The sequence below is a fragment of the Nocardioides sp. dk884 genome (genome assembly GCF_009557055.1).
GTDB lineage: Bacteria > Actinomycetota > Actinomycetes > Propionibacteriales > Nocardioidaceae > Nocardioides.
This window is the reverse complement of record NZ_CP045649.1, coordinates 190,310-207,072: the sequence shown is the minus strand read 5'-3', so window position 1 is coordinate 207,072 and position 16,763 is coordinate 190,310. Positions and strand designations below refer to the sequence as shown.

15 protein-coding genes are annotated in these 16,763 nt (G+C 69.8%); 4 read left to right on the top strand and 11 right to left on the bottom strand.

The genetic code is table 11. The features are described 5' to 3' along the window. Window positions 1–17: 17 nt before the first annotated feature. The 6 genes from GFH29_RS01020 to GFH29_RS00995 form a co-directional block, all read right to left on the bottom strand. On the bottom strand, window positions 18–1,409 hold the full coding sequence (locus tag GFH29_RS01020) for a cytochrome P450 (RefSeq protein WP_153321641.1): 1,392 nt from the start codon (window positions 1,407–1,409) through the stop codon (window positions 18–20). Window positions 1,410–1,437: 28 nt separating this feature from the next. Then, window positions 1,438–1,629: a ferredoxin gene (locus GFH29_RS01015; protein ID WP_153321640.1), complete on the bottom strand. Its 192-nt coding sequence runs from the start codon at window positions 1,627–1,629 to the stop codon at window positions 1,438–1,440. A 193-nt stretch (window positions 1,630–1,822) separates the two neighbouring features. Further along, window positions 1,823–3,478 (bottom strand): FAD-binding protein, encoded by a 1,656-nt coding sequence (locus tag GFH29_RS01010; RefSeq protein WP_153321639.1) that lies wholly within the window; start codon window positions 3,476–3,478, stop codon window positions 1,823–1,825. A 112-nt stretch (window positions 3,479–3,590) separates the two neighbouring features. After that, window positions 3,591–4,817, bottom strand: a complete 1,227-nt coding sequence (locus tag GFH29_RS01005) for a CaiB/BaiF CoA transferase family protein (protein WP_228387682.1) — start codon at window positions 4,815–4,817, stop codon at window positions 3,591–3,593. A 233-nt stretch (window positions 4,818–5,050) separates the two neighbouring features. Then, window positions 5,051–6,577, bottom strand: coding sequence for an aldehyde dehydrogenase family protein (locus GFH29_RS01000; RefSeq protein WP_153321638.1), 1,527 nt, complete (start codon window positions 6,575–6,577; stop codon window positions 5,051–5,053). Window positions 6,578–6,719: 142 nt separating this feature from the next. Then, window positions 6,720–7,007, bottom strand: a complete 288-nt coding sequence (locus tag GFH29_RS00995; protein ID WP_153321637.1) for a hypothetical protein — start codon at window positions 7,005–7,007, stop codon at window positions 6,720–6,722. A 96-nt stretch (window positions 7,008–7,103) separates the two neighbouring features. On the opposite strand from GFH29_RS00995, the gene GFH29_RS00990 reads away from it, so the two are divergent. After that, window positions 7,104–8,123: a DUF2889 domain-containing protein gene (locus GFH29_RS00990; protein ID WP_153321636.1), complete on the top strand. Its 1,020-nt coding sequence runs from the start codon at window positions 7,104–7,106 to the stop codon at window positions 8,121–8,123. Here GFH29_RS00990 and GFH29_RS00985 read toward each other — a convergent pair. Further along, a complete protein-coding gene (locus GFH29_RS00985; RefSeq protein WP_153321635.1) occupies window positions 8,084–8,836 on the bottom strand; it encodes an SDR family NAD(P)-dependent oxidoreductase in 753 nt (250 codons plus the stop codon). The two genes, GFH29_RS00990 and GFH29_RS00985, sit on opposite strands and share 40 nt — an antisense overlap. A 146-nt stretch (window positions 8,837–8,982) precedes the next feature. Between GFH29_RS00985 and GFH29_RS00980 the strand changes: the two genes are divergently transcribed. Both GFH29_RS00980 and GFH29_RS00975 read left to right on the top strand, forming a co-directional pair. Then, the gene (locus GFH29_RS00980; RefSeq protein ID WP_228387681.1) at window positions 8,983–9,360 is read left to right on the top strand and encodes an ankyrin repeat domain-containing protein; all 378 of its coding nucleotides are present in this window, start codon (window positions 8,983–8,985) and stop codon (window positions 9,358–9,360) included. Further along, the gene (locus GFH29_RS00975) at window positions 9,357–10,022 is read left to right on the top strand and encodes an alpha/beta fold hydrolase (protein ID WP_153321634.1); all 666 of its coding nucleotides are present in this window, start codon (window positions 9,357–9,359) and stop codon (window positions 10,020–10,022) included. The genes GFH29_RS00980 and GFH29_RS00975 overlap by 4 nt, the downstream gene beginning before the upstream one ends. 48 nt (window positions 10,023–10,070) lie before the next feature. Here GFH29_RS00975 and GFH29_RS00970 read toward each other — a convergent pair whose 3' ends face one another. Together GFH29_RS00970 and GFH29_RS00965 are read right to left on the bottom strand one after the other, a co-directional pair. After that, window positions 10,071–11,069 carry an alpha/beta hydrolase gene (locus tag GFH29_RS00970; protein ID WP_153321633.1) on the bottom strand — a complete coding sequence of 333 codons (999 nt, stop codon included), beginning with the start codon at window positions 11,067–11,069 and terminating at the stop codon, window positions 10,071–10,073. A 72-nt stretch (window positions 11,070–11,141) separates the two neighbouring features. Then, the gene (locus GFH29_RS00965) at window positions 11,142–12,581 is read right to left on the bottom strand and encodes a carboxyl transferase domain-containing protein (protein WP_153321632.1); all 1,440 of its coding nucleotides are present in this window, start codon (window positions 12,579–12,581) and stop codon (window positions 11,142–11,144) included. A gap of 168 nt (window positions 12,582–12,749) precedes the next feature. Here GFH29_RS00965 and GFH29_RS00960 point away from each other — a divergent pair, with 168 nt between their 5' ends. Continuing rightward, complete coding sequence (locus GFH29_RS00960) at window positions 12,750–14,234, top strand: class I adenylate-forming enzyme family protein (RefSeq protein WP_153321631.1); 1,485 nt, start codon at window positions 12,750–12,752, stop codon at window positions 14,232–14,234. A 76-nt stretch (window positions 14,235–14,310) separates the two neighbouring features. Here GFH29_RS00960 and GFH29_RS00955 read toward each other — a convergent pair whose 3' ends face one another. Together GFH29_RS00955 and GFH29_RS00950 are read right to left on the bottom strand one after the other, a co-directional pair. Then, a complete protein-coding gene (locus GFH29_RS00955) occupies window positions 14,311–15,549 on the bottom strand; it encodes an acyl-CoA dehydrogenase family protein (protein ID WP_153321630.1) in 1,239 nt (412 codons plus the stop codon). A 31-nt stretch (window positions 15,550–15,580) separates the two neighbouring features. Then, window positions 15,581–16,711 carry an acyl-CoA dehydrogenase family protein gene (locus tag GFH29_RS00950; RefSeq protein WP_153321629.1) on the bottom strand — a complete coding sequence of 377 codons (1,131 nt, stop codon included), beginning with the start codon at window positions 16,709–16,711 and terminating at the stop codon, window positions 15,581–15,583. Window positions 16,712–16,763: the final 52 nt, after the last annotated feature.

Sequence of the window (16,763 nt, the reverse complement as noted above, 5' to 3'; positions counted from 1 at the left end):
TGCCAGTCGTGGAACGATCAACCGACGAGGTCTGCGGCTTCCTTCTTGCGAGTGACGGGCTCGGCGATGCGCTGCTCGTCGATCACCTTCTGCATCGCCGCCATCGTCTCCGCGAGGTTCGGGCCGCGCCGCTCGCCCGGGGTGAAGGTCGCCTTGAGGTGCTTCATGCCGTTGATGACGCCGGTCGTGTCGTAGTGGACCGACTGCGAGTGGTCGACGGTGAAGTCGGGCAGCCGGTCGAGCACCTCCTTGAGCATCGCCTTGAACATCGAGCGCGCGACGTTCGAGCCGATGCAGCGGTGGATGCCCAGACCGAAGCTGGCGTGCCGGTTGCCGGTGCGGTCCAGGATGATCTCGTTGGGGTTCTCGAACACCTTCGGATCACGGTTGGCCATCGCCCACGACAGCCACAGCCGCTCCCCCTCCTCGAACCGCACGCCGTCGATCTCGACGTCCTGCGCGATCGTCCGCCCGTCGCCCGAGGCCGGGGTGTAGAAGCGGAGGAACTCCTCGGTCGCGGAGTCGATCAGCGTGTCCCACTCATCGATCAGGCGCTGCCGCTGGTCGGGGTGGTCCGAGAGCCATTCGAGCGCATGCGCGGTCAGCGACGTGGTGGTGTCGAAGCCGCCACCGATCAGGAGCCCGATGTTGCCCCTGACCTCGGACTCCTCGGCGGGCGCGCCATCGATCTCGGCTCTCAGCATCCCCTCCACCAGGCCGGGCGCCCGTGTCTGCTTGACCTGCTCCATGAGGCGGTACTGCGCCATCACCATCTGGGTGCCGGTCTCCCGCAGTCGCGCCTGGCCCGCCACGTCGTCGGGTGAGGTGTAGACGCCCGCGTGAGTGGGCTCGACGAACGGCTCGTACTGGTCGAGCGGCCAGCCGAGCAGGCCCATGGTCATGATGGCCGGCACGATGTTGGCCAGCTCGTCGACGAAGTCGACCTCGCCCTTCTCGATGAACTCATCGACGGTCGCGCGCGCGATCTCGTCGAGGATCGGCTTCCAGCGAGCCACTGCCGCCGGCGAGAGGTAGGCATTCAAGGCCTGGCGCCAGTGCCGCTGCCGCGGCGGGTCCATCTCCAAGAACCCACCGACCGACCCGCGAGCCTTGACGGCTTCCTTGTCCGGCGCCGGGATCGAGATGCCGTCGTACCCGTGCAGCACGCCGTACGGGTCGCTCTCGTTGGACAAGACGTCGGCACGACGCGCCACGTCGAACAGCTCCTGGTGGCCGGCGACGAACCAGTAGCCCCCGTGCGTGTCGTTCCAGGCGATCGGGCACCTCGACTGCATGGCAGCCGCGTTGGCCTCGAAGTCGATGCGATAGCCGGCGTCGTGGCGGTTCATGCTGAACAGCAACGCCTTCTTCTGGATGTCCTCGGGGGCCTCGAGCTCGTCGGTCGTCATGTCGTTCTCCGTTGTCTCCGTGAGCGGGTCAGAAGATGGTGATGGCCTGCTCGGGGCAGGATCGTGCGGCCTCGTGCGCGGAGGCCTCGAGCTCCGGCGGGACGGTCTCGGAGACCGGGGAGGCGTGGCCGTCCTCGTCGTCGAGCTGGAACACCTTCGGCGCTGCCATCGCGCACAGGGTGTGGCCCTGGCAGATGGAGCCGTCGACCTTGACCTTCATGGGCGGACCTCTCCTCGTGGTGCGGTGGGTGGCACCGGCTGTGGGCGACGCGACGGCTCGTGCGCCACAGGCGCGGAGCGGGTGACGGGGATCACAGCCAGCACGGTGACGCTACTGAAGCGTCTATCTAACAGTCAATGATTTACCTGTATAAAGGTTCGATCTTCTTGCACGCGTCACACCGTGCAGAAAATCACCGGGCGCCCGCGACGTGCTTCGCTGCCGCGTAGCCGAAGACGATCGTGTTCGCGATGCTCGCGCCGGGGCCCGGGTAGGCCCGGCCCATCACCGTCGCGGTGATGTTGCCGGTCGCGTAGAGGCCGGGGATCGGCCGGTCGTCCTCGCCCAGGACGCGCGCGTGCTCGTCGGTGAGCACGCCGCCGCACGTGCCCACGTCCGCGGGAATGATCTTCGCGGCGTAGAACGGCGCCGCGAGGATGGGACCGACGGCCGGGTTCGGCACCTTGCGGCTCGGATCGCCCATGCACCTGTTGTACGTCGACTCGCCGCGGTGGAACTCGGGGTCGAGACCGCGCACGGCCCCCTTGTTCCACGCCGACACCGTCCCGGCGAGCACTGTCGGGTCGATCCCCATCTGTACGGCGAGCTCCTCGATCGTGTCGGCGCGCTTGAGGAAGCCCTCCTCGACCACGTTCGGGGGCAGGATGCCGGGGCGGCCCTTGCCGTTGACGTAGCGCTTGCGGTAGTCGTCGTCGTGGATCAGCCACGCGGTGCCGTCGCTGTGGGCGAACATGCCCTGCGCGACCTCGACCATCGAGTCGGCCTCGTTGACGAAGCGCCGACCCTTGTCGCTCACGAGGATGGTGTTCGGACGCTGGCGTCCCTGACCGATCGTGGTCTGGGCGAGCTGCGGGATCGCGCTCGGGAGCCACCATGCCTCGTCGAGCAGGTCGGTCTTCGCGCCGAGGGCGATGGCCTGCTCCAGCACCTCGCCGGTGTCGCCGGGGTTGGACACCGAGTACGTCTCGTCCGCCGGCTGGGTGTGCTCGCTGAACTTCTTGCGCATCTCCCCGTTCCGACTGAAGCCGCCGGCGGCCAGCAGGACCCCGCGGGTGGCGCGGACGCGGAAGGGCCTGCCCTCCTTGACCACGACGACACCGACGACGCGGCCGGCCTCGACGACGAGCTCCTGGACGGGGGTCTCCAGCCAGATCGGCACCTGCTGGTCCCGGGCGATCTTCACCAGGTTGGCGATCAGCGCGGAGCCGTTGGTGAGCAGCCGCTTGCGCCGCAGCTTGCCCATGGCGGTGCGGGCACCGACGCGTGCGGCCACGAGGAACGCCCGCGGTGACCGGTTGACGTACTGGATCGAGCGCAGCTCATTGGTGTACACGGTCATGCCGATCATGCTGGCGATCCCGGGCAGCATCTTGTCGGCGTACTCGGGGATCTGGCTGGCGTCGAACGGCCTGCACTCGACGGAGCGGCCGCGATCCACGCCACCCTTCCGGCTGCTGTAGTAGTCCGCGTACCCCTCGGCGCGGATGAACTCCACACCCTTGGCCCGCAGGTCCTCGATGACCTCGCCACCGCGGCGGATGTAGGCCTCACGCTTGGCGGGCGTGGAGCAGGCGCCGACGTCGCCGACGACCGAGTCGAAGTAGGCCATGCCGTTCTCGACGGAGTCGAGCACGCCCTCCTCCCGCATGAGCGGGTTGGCCGGCACCCACAAGACGCCGCCGGACATGCTCGTCGAGCCCCCGACGTGGGGCTGCTTCTCGACGACGAGGGTGGAGAGCCCGGCGTCGCTGCCGGCGATCGCCGCCATCAGGCCGCCTCCGCCGCTGCCGACCGCGACGAGGTCGACGGTGTGATCCCACTCGGACATGAGGACTCCCAGCGCTAGACGAAGGACGTGATGCTGCGGTACGGGATGGGGCGCGTGGTGCCGGAACCGCCCGCGGACGGGCCCACGGGCGGTTCCGAGATGGTGGGTCCGCTCAGGTGACGGCGCCGGCGATCTTGAGATCGAGGATCTGCTCCTCGCTGAGGCCGAACTCGGTCAGGATCTCGTCGGTGTGCTCGGCGAACTGCGGCGCGCGGGTCGTCGGCAGCGGCGTCTTGTCGAACAGGATCGGGTTGGTCACCAGACGACGCGGGGCGCCGTCGGCGTCGACGACCTCCTGAATCTGGCCGTTGGCGATCAGGTCCGGGTCGCTCGCCATGTCCCAGCCATCCTGGACCGGGGCCCACTGGCCGTTGAGCTCGTGGAGGATCGTTCCCCACTCCTCGAACGTCTTGGTGGAGAAGTGCGCCTGGAACAGCCGCTTGGCCTCCTCCGCATTGGCCATGATCTGTTCCGAGGAGCCGAACCGCGGGTCGTCGATGAGCTCGGGGAGACCGAGGGTCTTGCAGGTCTCGGCCCAGTACGCGGCCGGCTGCAGCATCATCAGGGTGATCCAGCGGCCGTCCTGGGTCTCGTAGGTGTGCGTGAGCGGGTTGCCGCCCTCGCGCTTCATCGGCCCCTTCGGCAGGTGGCCACCGACCATCATCGCCAGGTTGATGTTGAACTGCGTAGCCCAGGCACCCATGCCGAGCAGCGACACGTCGACGGTGGTCGCCTCACCGGTGCGGTCGCGGTGGAAGAGCGCCGTGACGATCGCACCCGCGATGGTCAGGCCGCCCACGTTGTCGCCGTAGGCGCCACCGGGCTGGTTGACCAGGAACGGGGAGTCCGCCGGGGTCGCGCCTTCCGCGCTGCCGCCGCGCGCCCAGAACGCACTGCCGTCGTACCCGCCCTTGCGTGCATCGGGTCCCAGCGGACCGAACGCGCTCCCGACGGTGTAGATGATGTTGGGGTTGACCGCGCGGATGTCCTCGAGGGTGATGCCGAGCTTCTCGCGGGCACTAGGGGTGAAGTTGGTCAGGAAGACGTCGCACTCCTTGGCCATCTCGAGCAGTGTCGCGCGACCCTCGGGCTTCTCCAGCGCCAGTCCGATGCTGCGCTTGCCCCGGTTCGGACCCTCCATGATCGGGACGAAGGAGGAGCCCTCCGACGCGCCCGCGAGGCCGAGGACCGTCAGCAGCCCGCGTTGGGCGTCGCCCTTCTCCGCGTGCTCCACCTTGATGACGTCGGCGCCCCACTCGGCAAGGACGGCACCGGCAACCGGCACGAACGTGAACTGCGCGACCTCGAGGACGCGGATCCCTTGCATGGGGAGGACCACGGCAACACTCCTTCGGATGGGGCTCCGGAGCCATTGCTCGGAGCCGGATGTGACGCTGGGAACATAACGTGACGCGGGCCTCAGGGGGAACAGAAAAGGCCAATCATCTCACTAATTGTGGCGAGGCTCGCGGCGCCGGACCGGCCGCTCGGCTCGCGCCGCAGCGCATGGCCGAGCAGCCCCTGCGGGTCCGACCCGCAGGGGCGCAACCGGGACGACCGGCCCGCAGCCCGTCAGTGACCGGCGGGGCGGGCTCCGGCGGGCAGGAAGTCAGCGGGCACGCCGACGGTCTTGGACTCCATGTACTCGGCGAAGCCGTCGTCGCTGTTGCGCCGGCCGAGCCCCGACTGCTTGGTGCCGCCGAACGGGCTGGTGAGGCCGAAGTAGCCACCGCCGTTGACGGTCATGCTGCCGGTGTTGATGCGGCTGGCGATGTCGAAAGCCCGCTGCGGGTCGCCGGCGCTCACCTGGCCGGAGAGGCCGTAGACGCTGTCGTTCGCCAGCGCGATGGCCTCCTCGTCGCCGTCGTACGGCGTGACCGCGAGCACCGGGCCGAACACCTCGTTCTCGAACAGGTCGGTGCCGGGGCGGACGTCGGCGAAGAGCGTCGGGCGGGTGTACCAGCCCTTCTCGAAGCCCTCGGGACGACCGAGACCACCTGTCACCAGACGTGCCCCGTCGTCGATGGCACGCTGGATCATGCCCTGGACCTTGTGCCACTGCAGACCAGCGACCTGCGGGCCCTGCAGCTTGCTCGGGTCCCACGGGTCGCCGTACGGGAACTGCTCGAAGGCGGCCTTGAGGATCTCCAGCCCCTCCTCGTAGCGGCTGCGGGGCAGCAGGATGCGACTGGGGAGCACGCAGCTCTGTCCCGACATGACACACGCGATCATCGCCGCCCCGGGGAGGAACGTCGCGAAGTCGGCGTCGTCGGTGAGGATGTGCGCCGACTTGCCGCCGAGCTCGAGCACCGTCTTCTTGACAGTGGCGGATGCCGCCTCCAGGATCCGGCGGCCGGTCGCGGTGGAGCCGGTGAAGGAGATCATGTCGACGCGCGGATCACGGGTGAGGGCGGCGCCGACCTCGTTGTCATTGGAGGAGACGACCTGGAAGATCCCGGCGGGGATGTCGGTCTCCTCGAGGATGATCCGGCCATAGGTGGTGCCCGAGTACGGCGTCAGCTGCGCCGGCTTCAGGACCACCGCATTGCCGGCCATGAGGGCCGGAACCGTCTCGGCGATGTTGAGGTAGAGCGGCGTGTTCCAGGGGGTGATGGAGCCGACCACGCCGATGGGCGACCACTGGGTCAGACGGCGCGACTTCATCCCGTAGCCCTCATGGAGCCCGGTGTCCTCGAGGTAGTTCCAGCTCTTGCCCTTCTCCGCCCAGAACGCGGGCTCGAGCAGCGGCGAGTCGACCTGGGACGCCGTCACGCTGACCGGCGTGCCGACCTCGCTGACGATGATGCGGCGCAGCTCCTCACGGTGGCGGTCGAGCGCCTCGCTGAGCTGGGTCATGCAATGGTGGCGGAACTCGACGTCCTCACGCCACTGGCGGTTGCTGTCGAAGGCGTGGCGGGCGATGCCGATCGCGCGCTCCATGTCGGCGACAGTGCCGTCGGCGACCTGGCCGATGATCTCCTCGGTGGCGGGGTTCTCGACGTCGAACCGACGACCGCCCTCGGCCTCGACCAGCTCGCCACCGACGAGCATCCGCTGCTCGCCGGCCAGGACACCACTCGTGTTCTCTACTGCGGTCATGCCGTGTGCTCCTTCGGTGATCCAGGTCGGGGCGGTGCGAGCCCGAGGGGCAAGTGCGCCACGTCACACTAACCAGTTCAATGAATTAAAGGAAGGCCCGCCGACTCGCAACAGAGGCGTCGAGCGCCGCGCCGGTCGGTCCTCAGTCGGAGGCGGGGAGGGGCTTGGCGACCTTCATGGCCAGCTCGTTGCCGCCGATCGTCAACGGGCCCGGGCCCGGCTTGACCACCAGGACCTCGATGCCGGAGGTCTCCTCGACGTAGCGCTTGCCGATCGCGTACGTCGCGTCGCCCGCCGGGCCGGGCGTCACGTCCGCCGCCATCGGCTCACCGGCGGCCAACAGCTGCTCATCGATGCTCGGCGGCGTCACGACCACCACCTCGAGGGCGGACGTCGTCGTCTTGAGGCGGGCTCCAGCAGTCAGGCTCACGTTGTTACTCCCCTATCGAGATCGGTGATGGCAGCGTAAGGTACATCACCATAAAGATTCAACTGATTGAGTGTTCTCGAAGTATGAGGAGCCGGCGTGAGCGCAGTCCCGGGCGGCGGGCCCACGATCCCTCCCGTGTCGGTCGGGGCGACCCGGCGTACGACCAGCATCCTGATCACCCCACACGGCTCCTGGGCGAACGGGCAGGGCGTCATCGCGACCGGGCGCGACCTGCGCCGGTCCGACGGGGACGTCCGGACGACTGACGAGCAGCTCTCCTTCGACCTCGACGCCGCGGGCCTGATCGTCCCGCGCGCGGGCGGGCACACCCTGCCGGAGGAGCTGCGGGGACTCTCGGCACAACGCGGACTGCGCAAGACGGTGGCACGGCTGCGTGCCGGGCTGGGCGACCGCGGCGACGACGCGTTCGGACCGGTCGGCGGTCTCACCGACACGCTGCTCGACGACGTCGTCGGCACCTGTCTCGCCAGCGGCTACGCGCGGCTCTACGAAGGCTCGGCGCAGGCCGACGGCGGCCGGCTCCCGTCGCTGATGCGGCTCACCTGCGTGGGGTTCAGCACGATGGACCGACGCGGCGAGCAGTTCGACGTCCCGGCGTACTTCGCCACCAAGGCCCCCAGCGTCGAGTTCGTGATTGCCGACCCGCTCGTCTGGCACGACGAACCGCCCGTGTCGCCGGGCTCGTTCCGGCGTCGGCGGATGCTGCAGGTCGCACCGATGGAGGACCGCAGGACGGCCGTGACCGGCTACTTCCGCGACACCTTCGTGCGACCCGACGGCGTCGAGGTGGTCGTCCACGAGTACGGCCTCGTCGCGGCGCTGTCCGGCGACCCGCTCGTGCTCGACACCGTCGAGGCGGTGCCCGGCAACCTGCCGCTGGAGCACTGCCCCCTCGCTGCCCGGTCGGCACTCGCGCTCGGGGGCCTCCCAGTCTCGCAGATCGAACCGACGGTACGGCGCGCCATGGCCGGCCCCACCGGCTGCACGCACCTGAACGACGAGCTCCGCTCGCTGCGGCTGGTGCCGGCGCTGCTCGAGCCCGACGTCCCCCGGCGTCAGATGCGCACGTACCCGCCGTCGACCGACAGTGTCTGACCGGTGACCCACTCGGCGGCGGGCGAGCAGAAGTAGGCGACCGCCGCAGCGACGTCTGCGGGACTCCCCAGCCGCTTGACGGCGTACCGGCTCGCGAGCTTGGCCGCCACCTCCTCGGGCATCCCCGGAGCGGCGATCGTGCTGAGGCTGATCGAGTTGCAGGTCACGCCGTACCTGCCGACCTCGCCCGCCACTGAGCGCATGATCGTCGCCGCAGCCGCCTTCGAGGCGGCGTACATCGCCAGGTTCGGGTCGCCGACGCGGGCCGAGTCGGAGACGATGGTGACCACGCGGCCCCAGCCCTTCTCGATCATCGGGGCCAGCGCGGCCCGTGTCATGAACGCGACGCCGTAGACATTGATGTCGACGAAGCGCTTCCAGCTCTCGGTGGCCTCCTCCACGAACGACGACAGGCCCATGCCCTGCGGGGGGATGCCGGCATTGTTGATCAGGATGTCCACGGCACCGAGCCGGTCGGCGCGGGCGAAGATCTCCTTCACCGCCCCCTCGTCGGTGATGTCGCCGGCCGCCGACACGGCCTTGCCGCCGGCGTCGGTGACGGCGCGGACGGCCTGCTCGGCGCGCTCGGCACTGACGTCGTTGATCGCGACGGCGGCACCGCGGGCAGCGAGCTCGAGCGCGATGCCGAGCCCCACCCCGCGGCCCGCGCCGGTGACGACGGCGACCTTGCCCTCGAGGTTCCGCTCGGTCATGTCCGCTCACTCCCTGTCGTGTGGGTCAGCCGCGGCCGGGGCCTCCCGGCCCAGGTGCACGCTAGGGCGGCCCCTTGTTCATGTCAATGATCCAGATAATCCACCTGATGGTCGCCTTTTCGGTGTCAGTGCGTGAGGATGGCGCGGTGAGCGAACCCACCGAAGAGATGATCAAGGTCGCGCTGGAGCTGTTCGATGCGGCCCGCGACGGACAGACCGCCCGCGTGCTCGCCTACGTCGACGCCGGTGTGCCGGTCGACCTGACCGACCACCAGGGCAACACGCTCCTGCTGCTCGCGGCGTACCACGGCCACGCATCCCTGGTCGACGGCCTCGCCGAGCGAGGCGCCGGCGTCGACACCGCGAACGATCGCGACCAGGTGGCGATCGCGGGCGCTCTCTTCAAGGGATACGACGACGTCACCGCGGTCCTACTGCGACACGGCGCCAGCCTCGACGTCGGCACTCCCACCGGGCGCGACGCGGCCGAGATGTTCCAGCGCGCGCTGCCCGAGTCCCGATGACCGTGACCGAGAAGCCGCCAGTCGTTCTGGTCCACGGCATGGGCAGCACCTTCGAGCACAACTGGCGACGGCACGGCTGGGTCGACATGCTCGAGGCGGAGGGGCGGGCGGTGGTCGGGTTCGACCTGCCCGGTCACGGACGCTCCCCCGGCCTCACCGACGCCACCGACACCGGCGTCGGGCGCCTCCTACAGCTGTGCGAGTCCTACGGCGAGGTGGACCTCGTCGCCTTCTCGGCCGGCTCGGTGCTGAGCCTGAGTGCCGCCGTACGCCGCCCGGAGCTCTTCCGGCGACTGGTGTTCCTCGGCCTGGCCGACACCCAGCTCCGGGTGACGCGGGAGTCGATGCGCGCCGGCGCGAACGACCTGGACTCCCCCGTGATGCGGAGCGTGCGACGAGCGGCGGAGCGAGCGGGGAACGACGTCGCAACAGTCCTGGACTGGGCGCGCCGCGCGGAGGCGCCACCTCGCTTCGCCGACCTCGCGCGGGTCACCGCGCCGGTCCTCCTGGTGCTGGGCGAACGGGACTTCCTGGGCGAGCCGGACGAGCTCCTGGCGTCGTTGCCACAGGCGCAGCTGGTCACCCTGCGAGACACCGACCACTTCGCCACCACGTCGCAGTTCGAAGCGAAGCTCGTCGTGCTCGACTTCTTGATGGCGTGAGGGCCGCGCGCCGGTCGCCGCGGCGACCGGCGCGCGGGCCGTCTCGATCTACTCCGCCTCGTCCTCGGTGGCGGCCTGGAACCGGCCCGCGAACTCGGTGGACTGGACCCGACGATCGAACGTCGAGGAGTGGTGGACGAAGGTGTCGACCACCTTCCAGAGCTCCTCGCTGGTCGCGGCGAAGTTGTGCTGGTGGGCCGATTCACGCAGCACGAAGGTGTCGACGTGCGCACTGGCGAACGCCGCCGCCTCCTCCTCGATCGGGTGCGTGACGTCGCGGTCACCGACGGCGAGCAGCACCTCGGCCTCGATGTCGCCGGCCCGGACGGCGGACGCCCCGAGCAGCTCCGACACGTAACCCGGGATCGATCGGCTCACCCAGGGCGCGTCGTCGTGACGGACCGGCAGCCCGAGCGCGACATCGATCCCCGCGAGGGACGCGAGATCCGTCGGCTCGGCGGTCGGGTCGACCTCCGGGACCGAACCCCAGTGGAAGGCGTAGGTGAAGTCGGCCTCCGCCGGTGAGTCCGTCGACCCGCCGCCAGCGAGCGGGAACCGAGTGCCGAGGACGCTACACCCGAGCAGGCCGACACCCTTGAAAGTTCCGTGCTCGGCCTGCGTCACGGTCACCAGGTGGCCCCCCAAGGAATGGCCCACCCCGGCGGTGGCACCGATGGCCACGGGCCCCAGGCCGGGGATGAGCGTCCCGGCCCCGAGGCCACCCACGACCTGGTGGACCGCCGCGTCGAGCGCGGCGGCCGCGTCTGCCGCCGTGGCGTCCTGGGCCGGGCTGCTGTCGCCGGCACCGAGCGGGTCGATCGTCACGATGATGTTGCCGCGGCCCGCGTGGTACATCGCCTGGCTCGCACCCGGCACCGGCAGGTTGAAGTAGCCGCGGCTGTAGCCCGCACCGGGGATCAGCGCAAGCAGGTTGGGACCGGCGGGCAACGCCGACGGAGCCGGGAGGAAGACGGTCGCGGCGAGCTCCCAGGGCTGCCCGGCGGGGCCGGGCGTGGGCACGCGGAGCTCGTGGATCTCAATGGGCATCGGCACTCCAGGGTGAATAGGTGTAATAATATTACTTGGAAGTCTGTACTGTGCGCCGCCAAGCAGCAAGCCTCAGCGCGAGACCGGCTGCCTGCGCAGGCTGCGCAGGGCGTGGGCGATCTCCGCCCCGACGGCTGCGGCCAGCTCGGGGACGCTGTCACCGACCGGCTCGGGAACCACCCGGTGGACGGCGCCGTCTGCGAGCAGGTCGACGGCGCGGACCCGCTGCTGCTCAGCCATGGCGGCTGCGTGCGTGATGTCGCCGTGGACGATGACACTCGCTCCCTCCGGCGGCAACGGCGTGAGCCAGGCCCGCTCCGTGGCGATGACCCGCTTCGCGGCCAGCAGTGCCAGCGCGCCACCGCCGCAGCCCTGACCGAGGATCACCGCCACGGTCGGCACCTTCATCCTCGCCATGGCGCCGAGGCAACGAGCGATCTCGCCGGCGATCGCACCCTCCTCCGCCCGCACGGAGAGGTCGGCCCCCGGGGTGTCGATGACCGTCACCAGCGGGAGGCCGAGCTCCTCGGCGAGCGCCATCGCACGGAGGGCCTGTCGCAGCGCTGCGGGGCCCATCCGGGAGCCGGACCCCTGTCTCGAGCGGTCCTGACCGATAAGGACGCACGGCTCACCGTCGACGCGAGCGAGGACCGTCAGCACCGAGGCGTCACGCTCCCCCGTGTCCGTGCCCGAGAGGCGCACAATGGAGTCCCCGGCCTGCCGCAGCAGGTCACGAACACCGATCCGGCCATCCGCTCGCGTGGCGCTGATCGCCGACCAGGCCGAGAGGCCCGCATCCGGTCGACCGGTGCGCCGTGCCAACACGGAGGGAACCGGAGGGTCCAGGAGCACCGCGAGCGCGCGGTCGACCACGTCAGGCAGGTCAGCAGCCGCCACCACCGCGTCGATCACGCCCTTGGCGGCAAGGTTCTCCGCCACCTGGACCCCCTGAGGGAACGAATGGCCCTCGAGGGCCTCGAAGACCTTGGGTCCGAGGAAGCCGACCAGCGCCCCGGGCTCGGCGACCGTGACGTGCCCCAACGAGCCCCATGAGGCATACACCCCGCCCGTCGTCGGGTGACGCAGGTGCACGAGGTACGGAAGCCCCGCCGACCGGTGCTCCATCACCGCCCGAGATATGTCCATCATCCGCACGAACGCCGGCGTACCCTCCTGCATCCGCGTCCCCCCGGAGGCGGTACTTGCCAGCACCGGCAGCCCGAGCGCCGTCGCGCGCCGGATCGCCTCGACGATCCGGTTCGCCGACGTCCTGCCGATCGAACCGGCCAGGAAGGCGAACTCGTTCAGGACCACGACGACCGGCCGCCCCCGCACCAGGCCCCGGCCCGTGAGGACCGACTCGTCAGTACCCGCCTTGAGGGAGGCGGCGGCGAGCTCAGCGCAGTAGTCCTCCGACAAGCCGGAGGTGTCGACGGGCGAGTCCCAGGACTCGAACGAGCCCGCATCGAGGACGAGCTCGATCAGCTGGCGAGCACTCCAACGCTGTGCCATGTGCTTTCCTCCTGCTCGAGAGACGGGGCCGAGGGGACCGGACACGACGACCGGCGGGCCCGGCCACGCATCGGCGAGTTCGACCACTTCGGCCACACGGGTGTCAGAACCGGTTTAATTAGCATAATCTATAGGCGACATCCCCGCGATCGAACCGAAGGACCCATCGTGGATCTGCTGACACTTCTCGAAATGACCGCCGGCGGGATGGGCGAGCGCGTCCTGCTCGGCCGCCGCCAGGACGGCCTCACTGCCCAGGCGCTGCGCGACCGGTCCGCCGCCGCGGGGGTGCTGTTCGCCGGGAAGGACGCGGAGAAGGTTCTCTATCTCGGTGGCAACGGCCCCGCGTTCGCGATTGCGCTGTTCGGCGCGGCCGCCGCCCACAAGCCCTTCCTGCCGTTGAACTACCGGCTCGCCGACGAGCAGCTCGAGGAGATCCTGCGCCGCCACACCGGCCTGCTCATCGCCGAGGACACCAAGCGCGCGCGCACCCTCGCGCCCGCCGCCACCGAGGTCATCAGCACCGACGACGTCCTCGCGATCCTCTCCGACCCGGACGCACCGATCATCCCGGCGGACATCGAGGACATCGCGGTGCTGCTGATGACCTCCGGCACGACCGCCGCGCCGAAGAGCGCCGTGCTGCGCCACCACCACCTGACGTCCTACGTCATGCAGACCGTGGAGTTCGCCGGCGCCGACGAGCAGGACGCGACGATCGTGTCAGTGCCGCCGTACCACATCGCGGCGGTCGCCAACCTGCTGTCGAACCTGTACGCCGGGCGGCGCATCGTCTACCTCGACCGATTCACGGCCGAGGACTGGGTGGACATCGTCACCGAGGAGGCGATCACCAACGCGATGGTCGTGCCGACGATGCTCGCCCGCATCGTGCGTCATCTCGAGGAGACCGGGCGCAAGGGCCCCGCGACACTGAAGGGCCTGTCCTACGGCGGCGCCAAGGTCCCGCCGACGGTCCTCGAGGCAGCGCTCGCCCTGTTCCCCACCACCGGGTTCGTGAATGCCTACGGGCTCACGGAGACGTCATCGTCGATCGCGGTCCTCGGTCCTGAGGACCACCGTGCGGCACTCGCGGCGACCGATCCGAGGGAACGCGCCCGGATCGGCTCGGTCGGCCGAGTGCTTCCCGGCGTGGAGGCCACCATCCGCGACTCGGCCGGCAACGAGGTCCCGGCAAACACGCCCGGCGAGATCTACGTCCGCGGCGCCCAGGTCGCCGGCGAGTACCTGGAGCAGGGCTCCAAGCTCGTCGGGGAGGGCTGGTTCCCGACCCGCGATCGCGGCTGGCTGGATGAGGAGGGCTTCCTCTTCGTCGAGGGTCGGGCGGACGACACGATCATCCGGGGCGGGGAGAACATCGCACCCGCGGAGATCGAGGACGTGCTGGTCCGTCACGACGCCGTGCTCGAGGTCTGCGTCGCCGGCGTCCCCGACGAGGAGTGGGGCAACGCGATCGCCGTCTTCGTCGTGGTGAAGGACGGCAGGACCTGCACCGAGGACGAGATCAAGGCGTTCGCGCGTGGGCACCTGCGCGGCTCGAAGACGCCCGACCGCGTCTACTTCCTGCCCGAGCTCCCGGCCACGCCGACCGGCAAGATCCTGCGCAAGGACCTGGTCGCCAGCGTGAGCTGATCCGTCGACCGAGACGCACGAGAGGGCCCGCTCAAGCAGCGGGCCCTCTCGTGCGTCTGCGGTGAGACTGCGCGCGCTACCGCCCCTGCCGCACCTCACGGAACGGGACGTCGCGGTCCGCGGCGTACTCCCGCGGCATGCCGAGCACCCGCTCGCTGATGAGGTTGCGGGCCATCTCCGTCGAACCGCCACCGAGGGACGCGCTCTGGCGCATCAGGTAGTCCTCGACCCCGTTCGTGATCGCGCCGGCGTAGTGACCGTTCGGAGCGACCGCCAGTCCCCCGGCGACGTCCATCATCACGTCGCGGGTGGTCCACATGCTCTCCGCGTGGAACAGGCGCATGATCGAGGCGGCCGGCGGCGGCAGGGCGCCCCGGCGCATCGCCTGGCCGACCCGGTGGTTGATCTGCCCGTGGATCACCTCGTAGGTGTGGGCCAGCCCCACCCGGTCCTGCACATAGGGGTCGTCCTGCTTGCCCAGGCTCTTCGCCAGCTCGGCCGGCGACTGGACGTCGTGGTTCTGCGGCCGCGGCATGCGCGGACCCTGCGTGTACTGCGACCCGCCCCCGACAGCGGTGCGTTCGTAGACCAGCTGTCGCGAGGCGACCGTCCAGCCGTCGTTCACCTCGCCGACGAGCGCGTCCGCAGGCAGGACCAGGTCCTCGAAGAACTCCTCGCAGAAGTCGGAGTCGGCCGTGACCATCCGGATCCGGTTGAGCGTGAATCCGGCCTGCTCCTTGATCGGCACCATGAACATCGACAGGCCGCGGTGCTTCGGTGCGTCCCAGTCGGTGCGCGCCAGGCAGATGCCGTAGTCGGCGCCGTACGCCGCCGTCGACCAGATCTTGTTGCCGTTCAGCACCCAGGTGTCGCCGTCGCGCTCGGCGCGGGTGATCACGCCGGCCAGGTCGCTGCCGCCCTTGGGCTCGGAGAAGAACTGCGACAAGATGACGTCGCCCATGAGCGCCCCGCGGACGTACTTCTGCTTCTGCTCCTCGGTGCCGTGGTCGAGGATGACCGGCGCGACGATGGCGAACGTCGGGAGGTTGAGCCGCGTCGGGGTCTGATAGCCGTGGATCGCCCGGCCGTAAGCCTCCTGGTAGGCGGTCGACAGGCCGAGTCCGCCGTACTCCTGCGGGAAGCAGATGCCGGCGAAGCCGCCCTCCCACACCTTCTTCTGCAGCTCACGCTGACGGCTCCAGTCCTCGAGGTCGTCCTCGAAGTGGGGCGGGTTGTCAGGGTCTTCCGGGGGCAGGTTCTCCGCAGCCCAGGCGCGGGCCCGGGCCTCGAACTCCTCGACGGTCTCAGTCGTCATTGCTCTCGTCCTTCAACTCTTCGGTGGCCGGTCAGGCGGGGATCAGCTGGGCGACGCGGCGCCGGTGCTCGGTCGGCGTGCCGTAGAGGTGCTTGTTGATGGTGGCCCTGCGCAAGTAGAAGTGGATGTCGTGCTCGTAGGTGATCGCGATGCCACCGAAGAGCTGGACGATGTCCTGGATGATCTCGGTGGACTTGTCACCGACATAGTTGGCCGCGACGCTGACGAGCTCGGCCGAGTTGGAGGAGCGCCGACTGACGGCCTCGACCGCCGCGTCGGTGGTCGCGAGGATCGCCTCGAGCCAGGTCTTCTGGTCGGCCCACCGGTGCTTGAGCGCCTGGTACGACGCGAGCGGGCGACCGAAGGAGTACCTGTCGAAGGCCCACTCGCAGGACATCTCGAACGCGCGGCCCACGACGCCGGCCGTCTCGGCACACTGGAGGGCGACGGCCACCTGGAACTGTCGCTCCACCACCGCGGGGGTGGTGGAGCTCGTGCCGACCTGGTTCGCCGCGGCGACCTCGACGTTCTCGAACCTCACCTCGCCGAAGGGACGGGCGAGGTCGACACCGTCCTGCCGGGTGACGGTGACCCCGGCAGCGTCCGCAGGCACCAGCACCTGGATGACGCCCTCCGGACCGGAGGCGGTGACCAGGAAGAGGTCTGCCGACGTGGCGTGCTCGACGCGGTCCTTCACGCCGTCGATGACGATGCTGTCGCCGTTGACCTTGGCCACCACGCTCGGGTTGAGCGGGTCCCACTCCCTGCCGGGCTCGTAGACCGCCCAGCTGGCGATGAGCTCGCCGGAGAAGAGCCCACCGATGGTCTCGGCGTGGCGCTCCTGCTCGCCGACGACCTCGACCAGGCCGGCGATCACCGTGTTCACCGCCTGGAGCGGCCCCGGCACGACACCGCGACCGAACTCCTCGGCGACGATCGCGAGGTCGCACAGACCGTCGCCCGAGATGGTGCCGCCGTCGAGCTCCTCGGGCACGAGCATCGCGGCCCAGCCGAGCTCGGCGCCCGACTGCCACCAGCGACGATCGAAGGTCGCGCCGACCTCGACCATCTCGCGGATCCTGCTGAGGGGCATCTCCTTCTCGATCGCTCGCCGAGCGGTCTGCTGGAACGTCTTCTGGTCGTCGTTGAGGTCGAGCTGCATCGAGGCCTCCTGGTGTGAACGCCGTGGCGCCGTGACGACGCGACTGCTAACG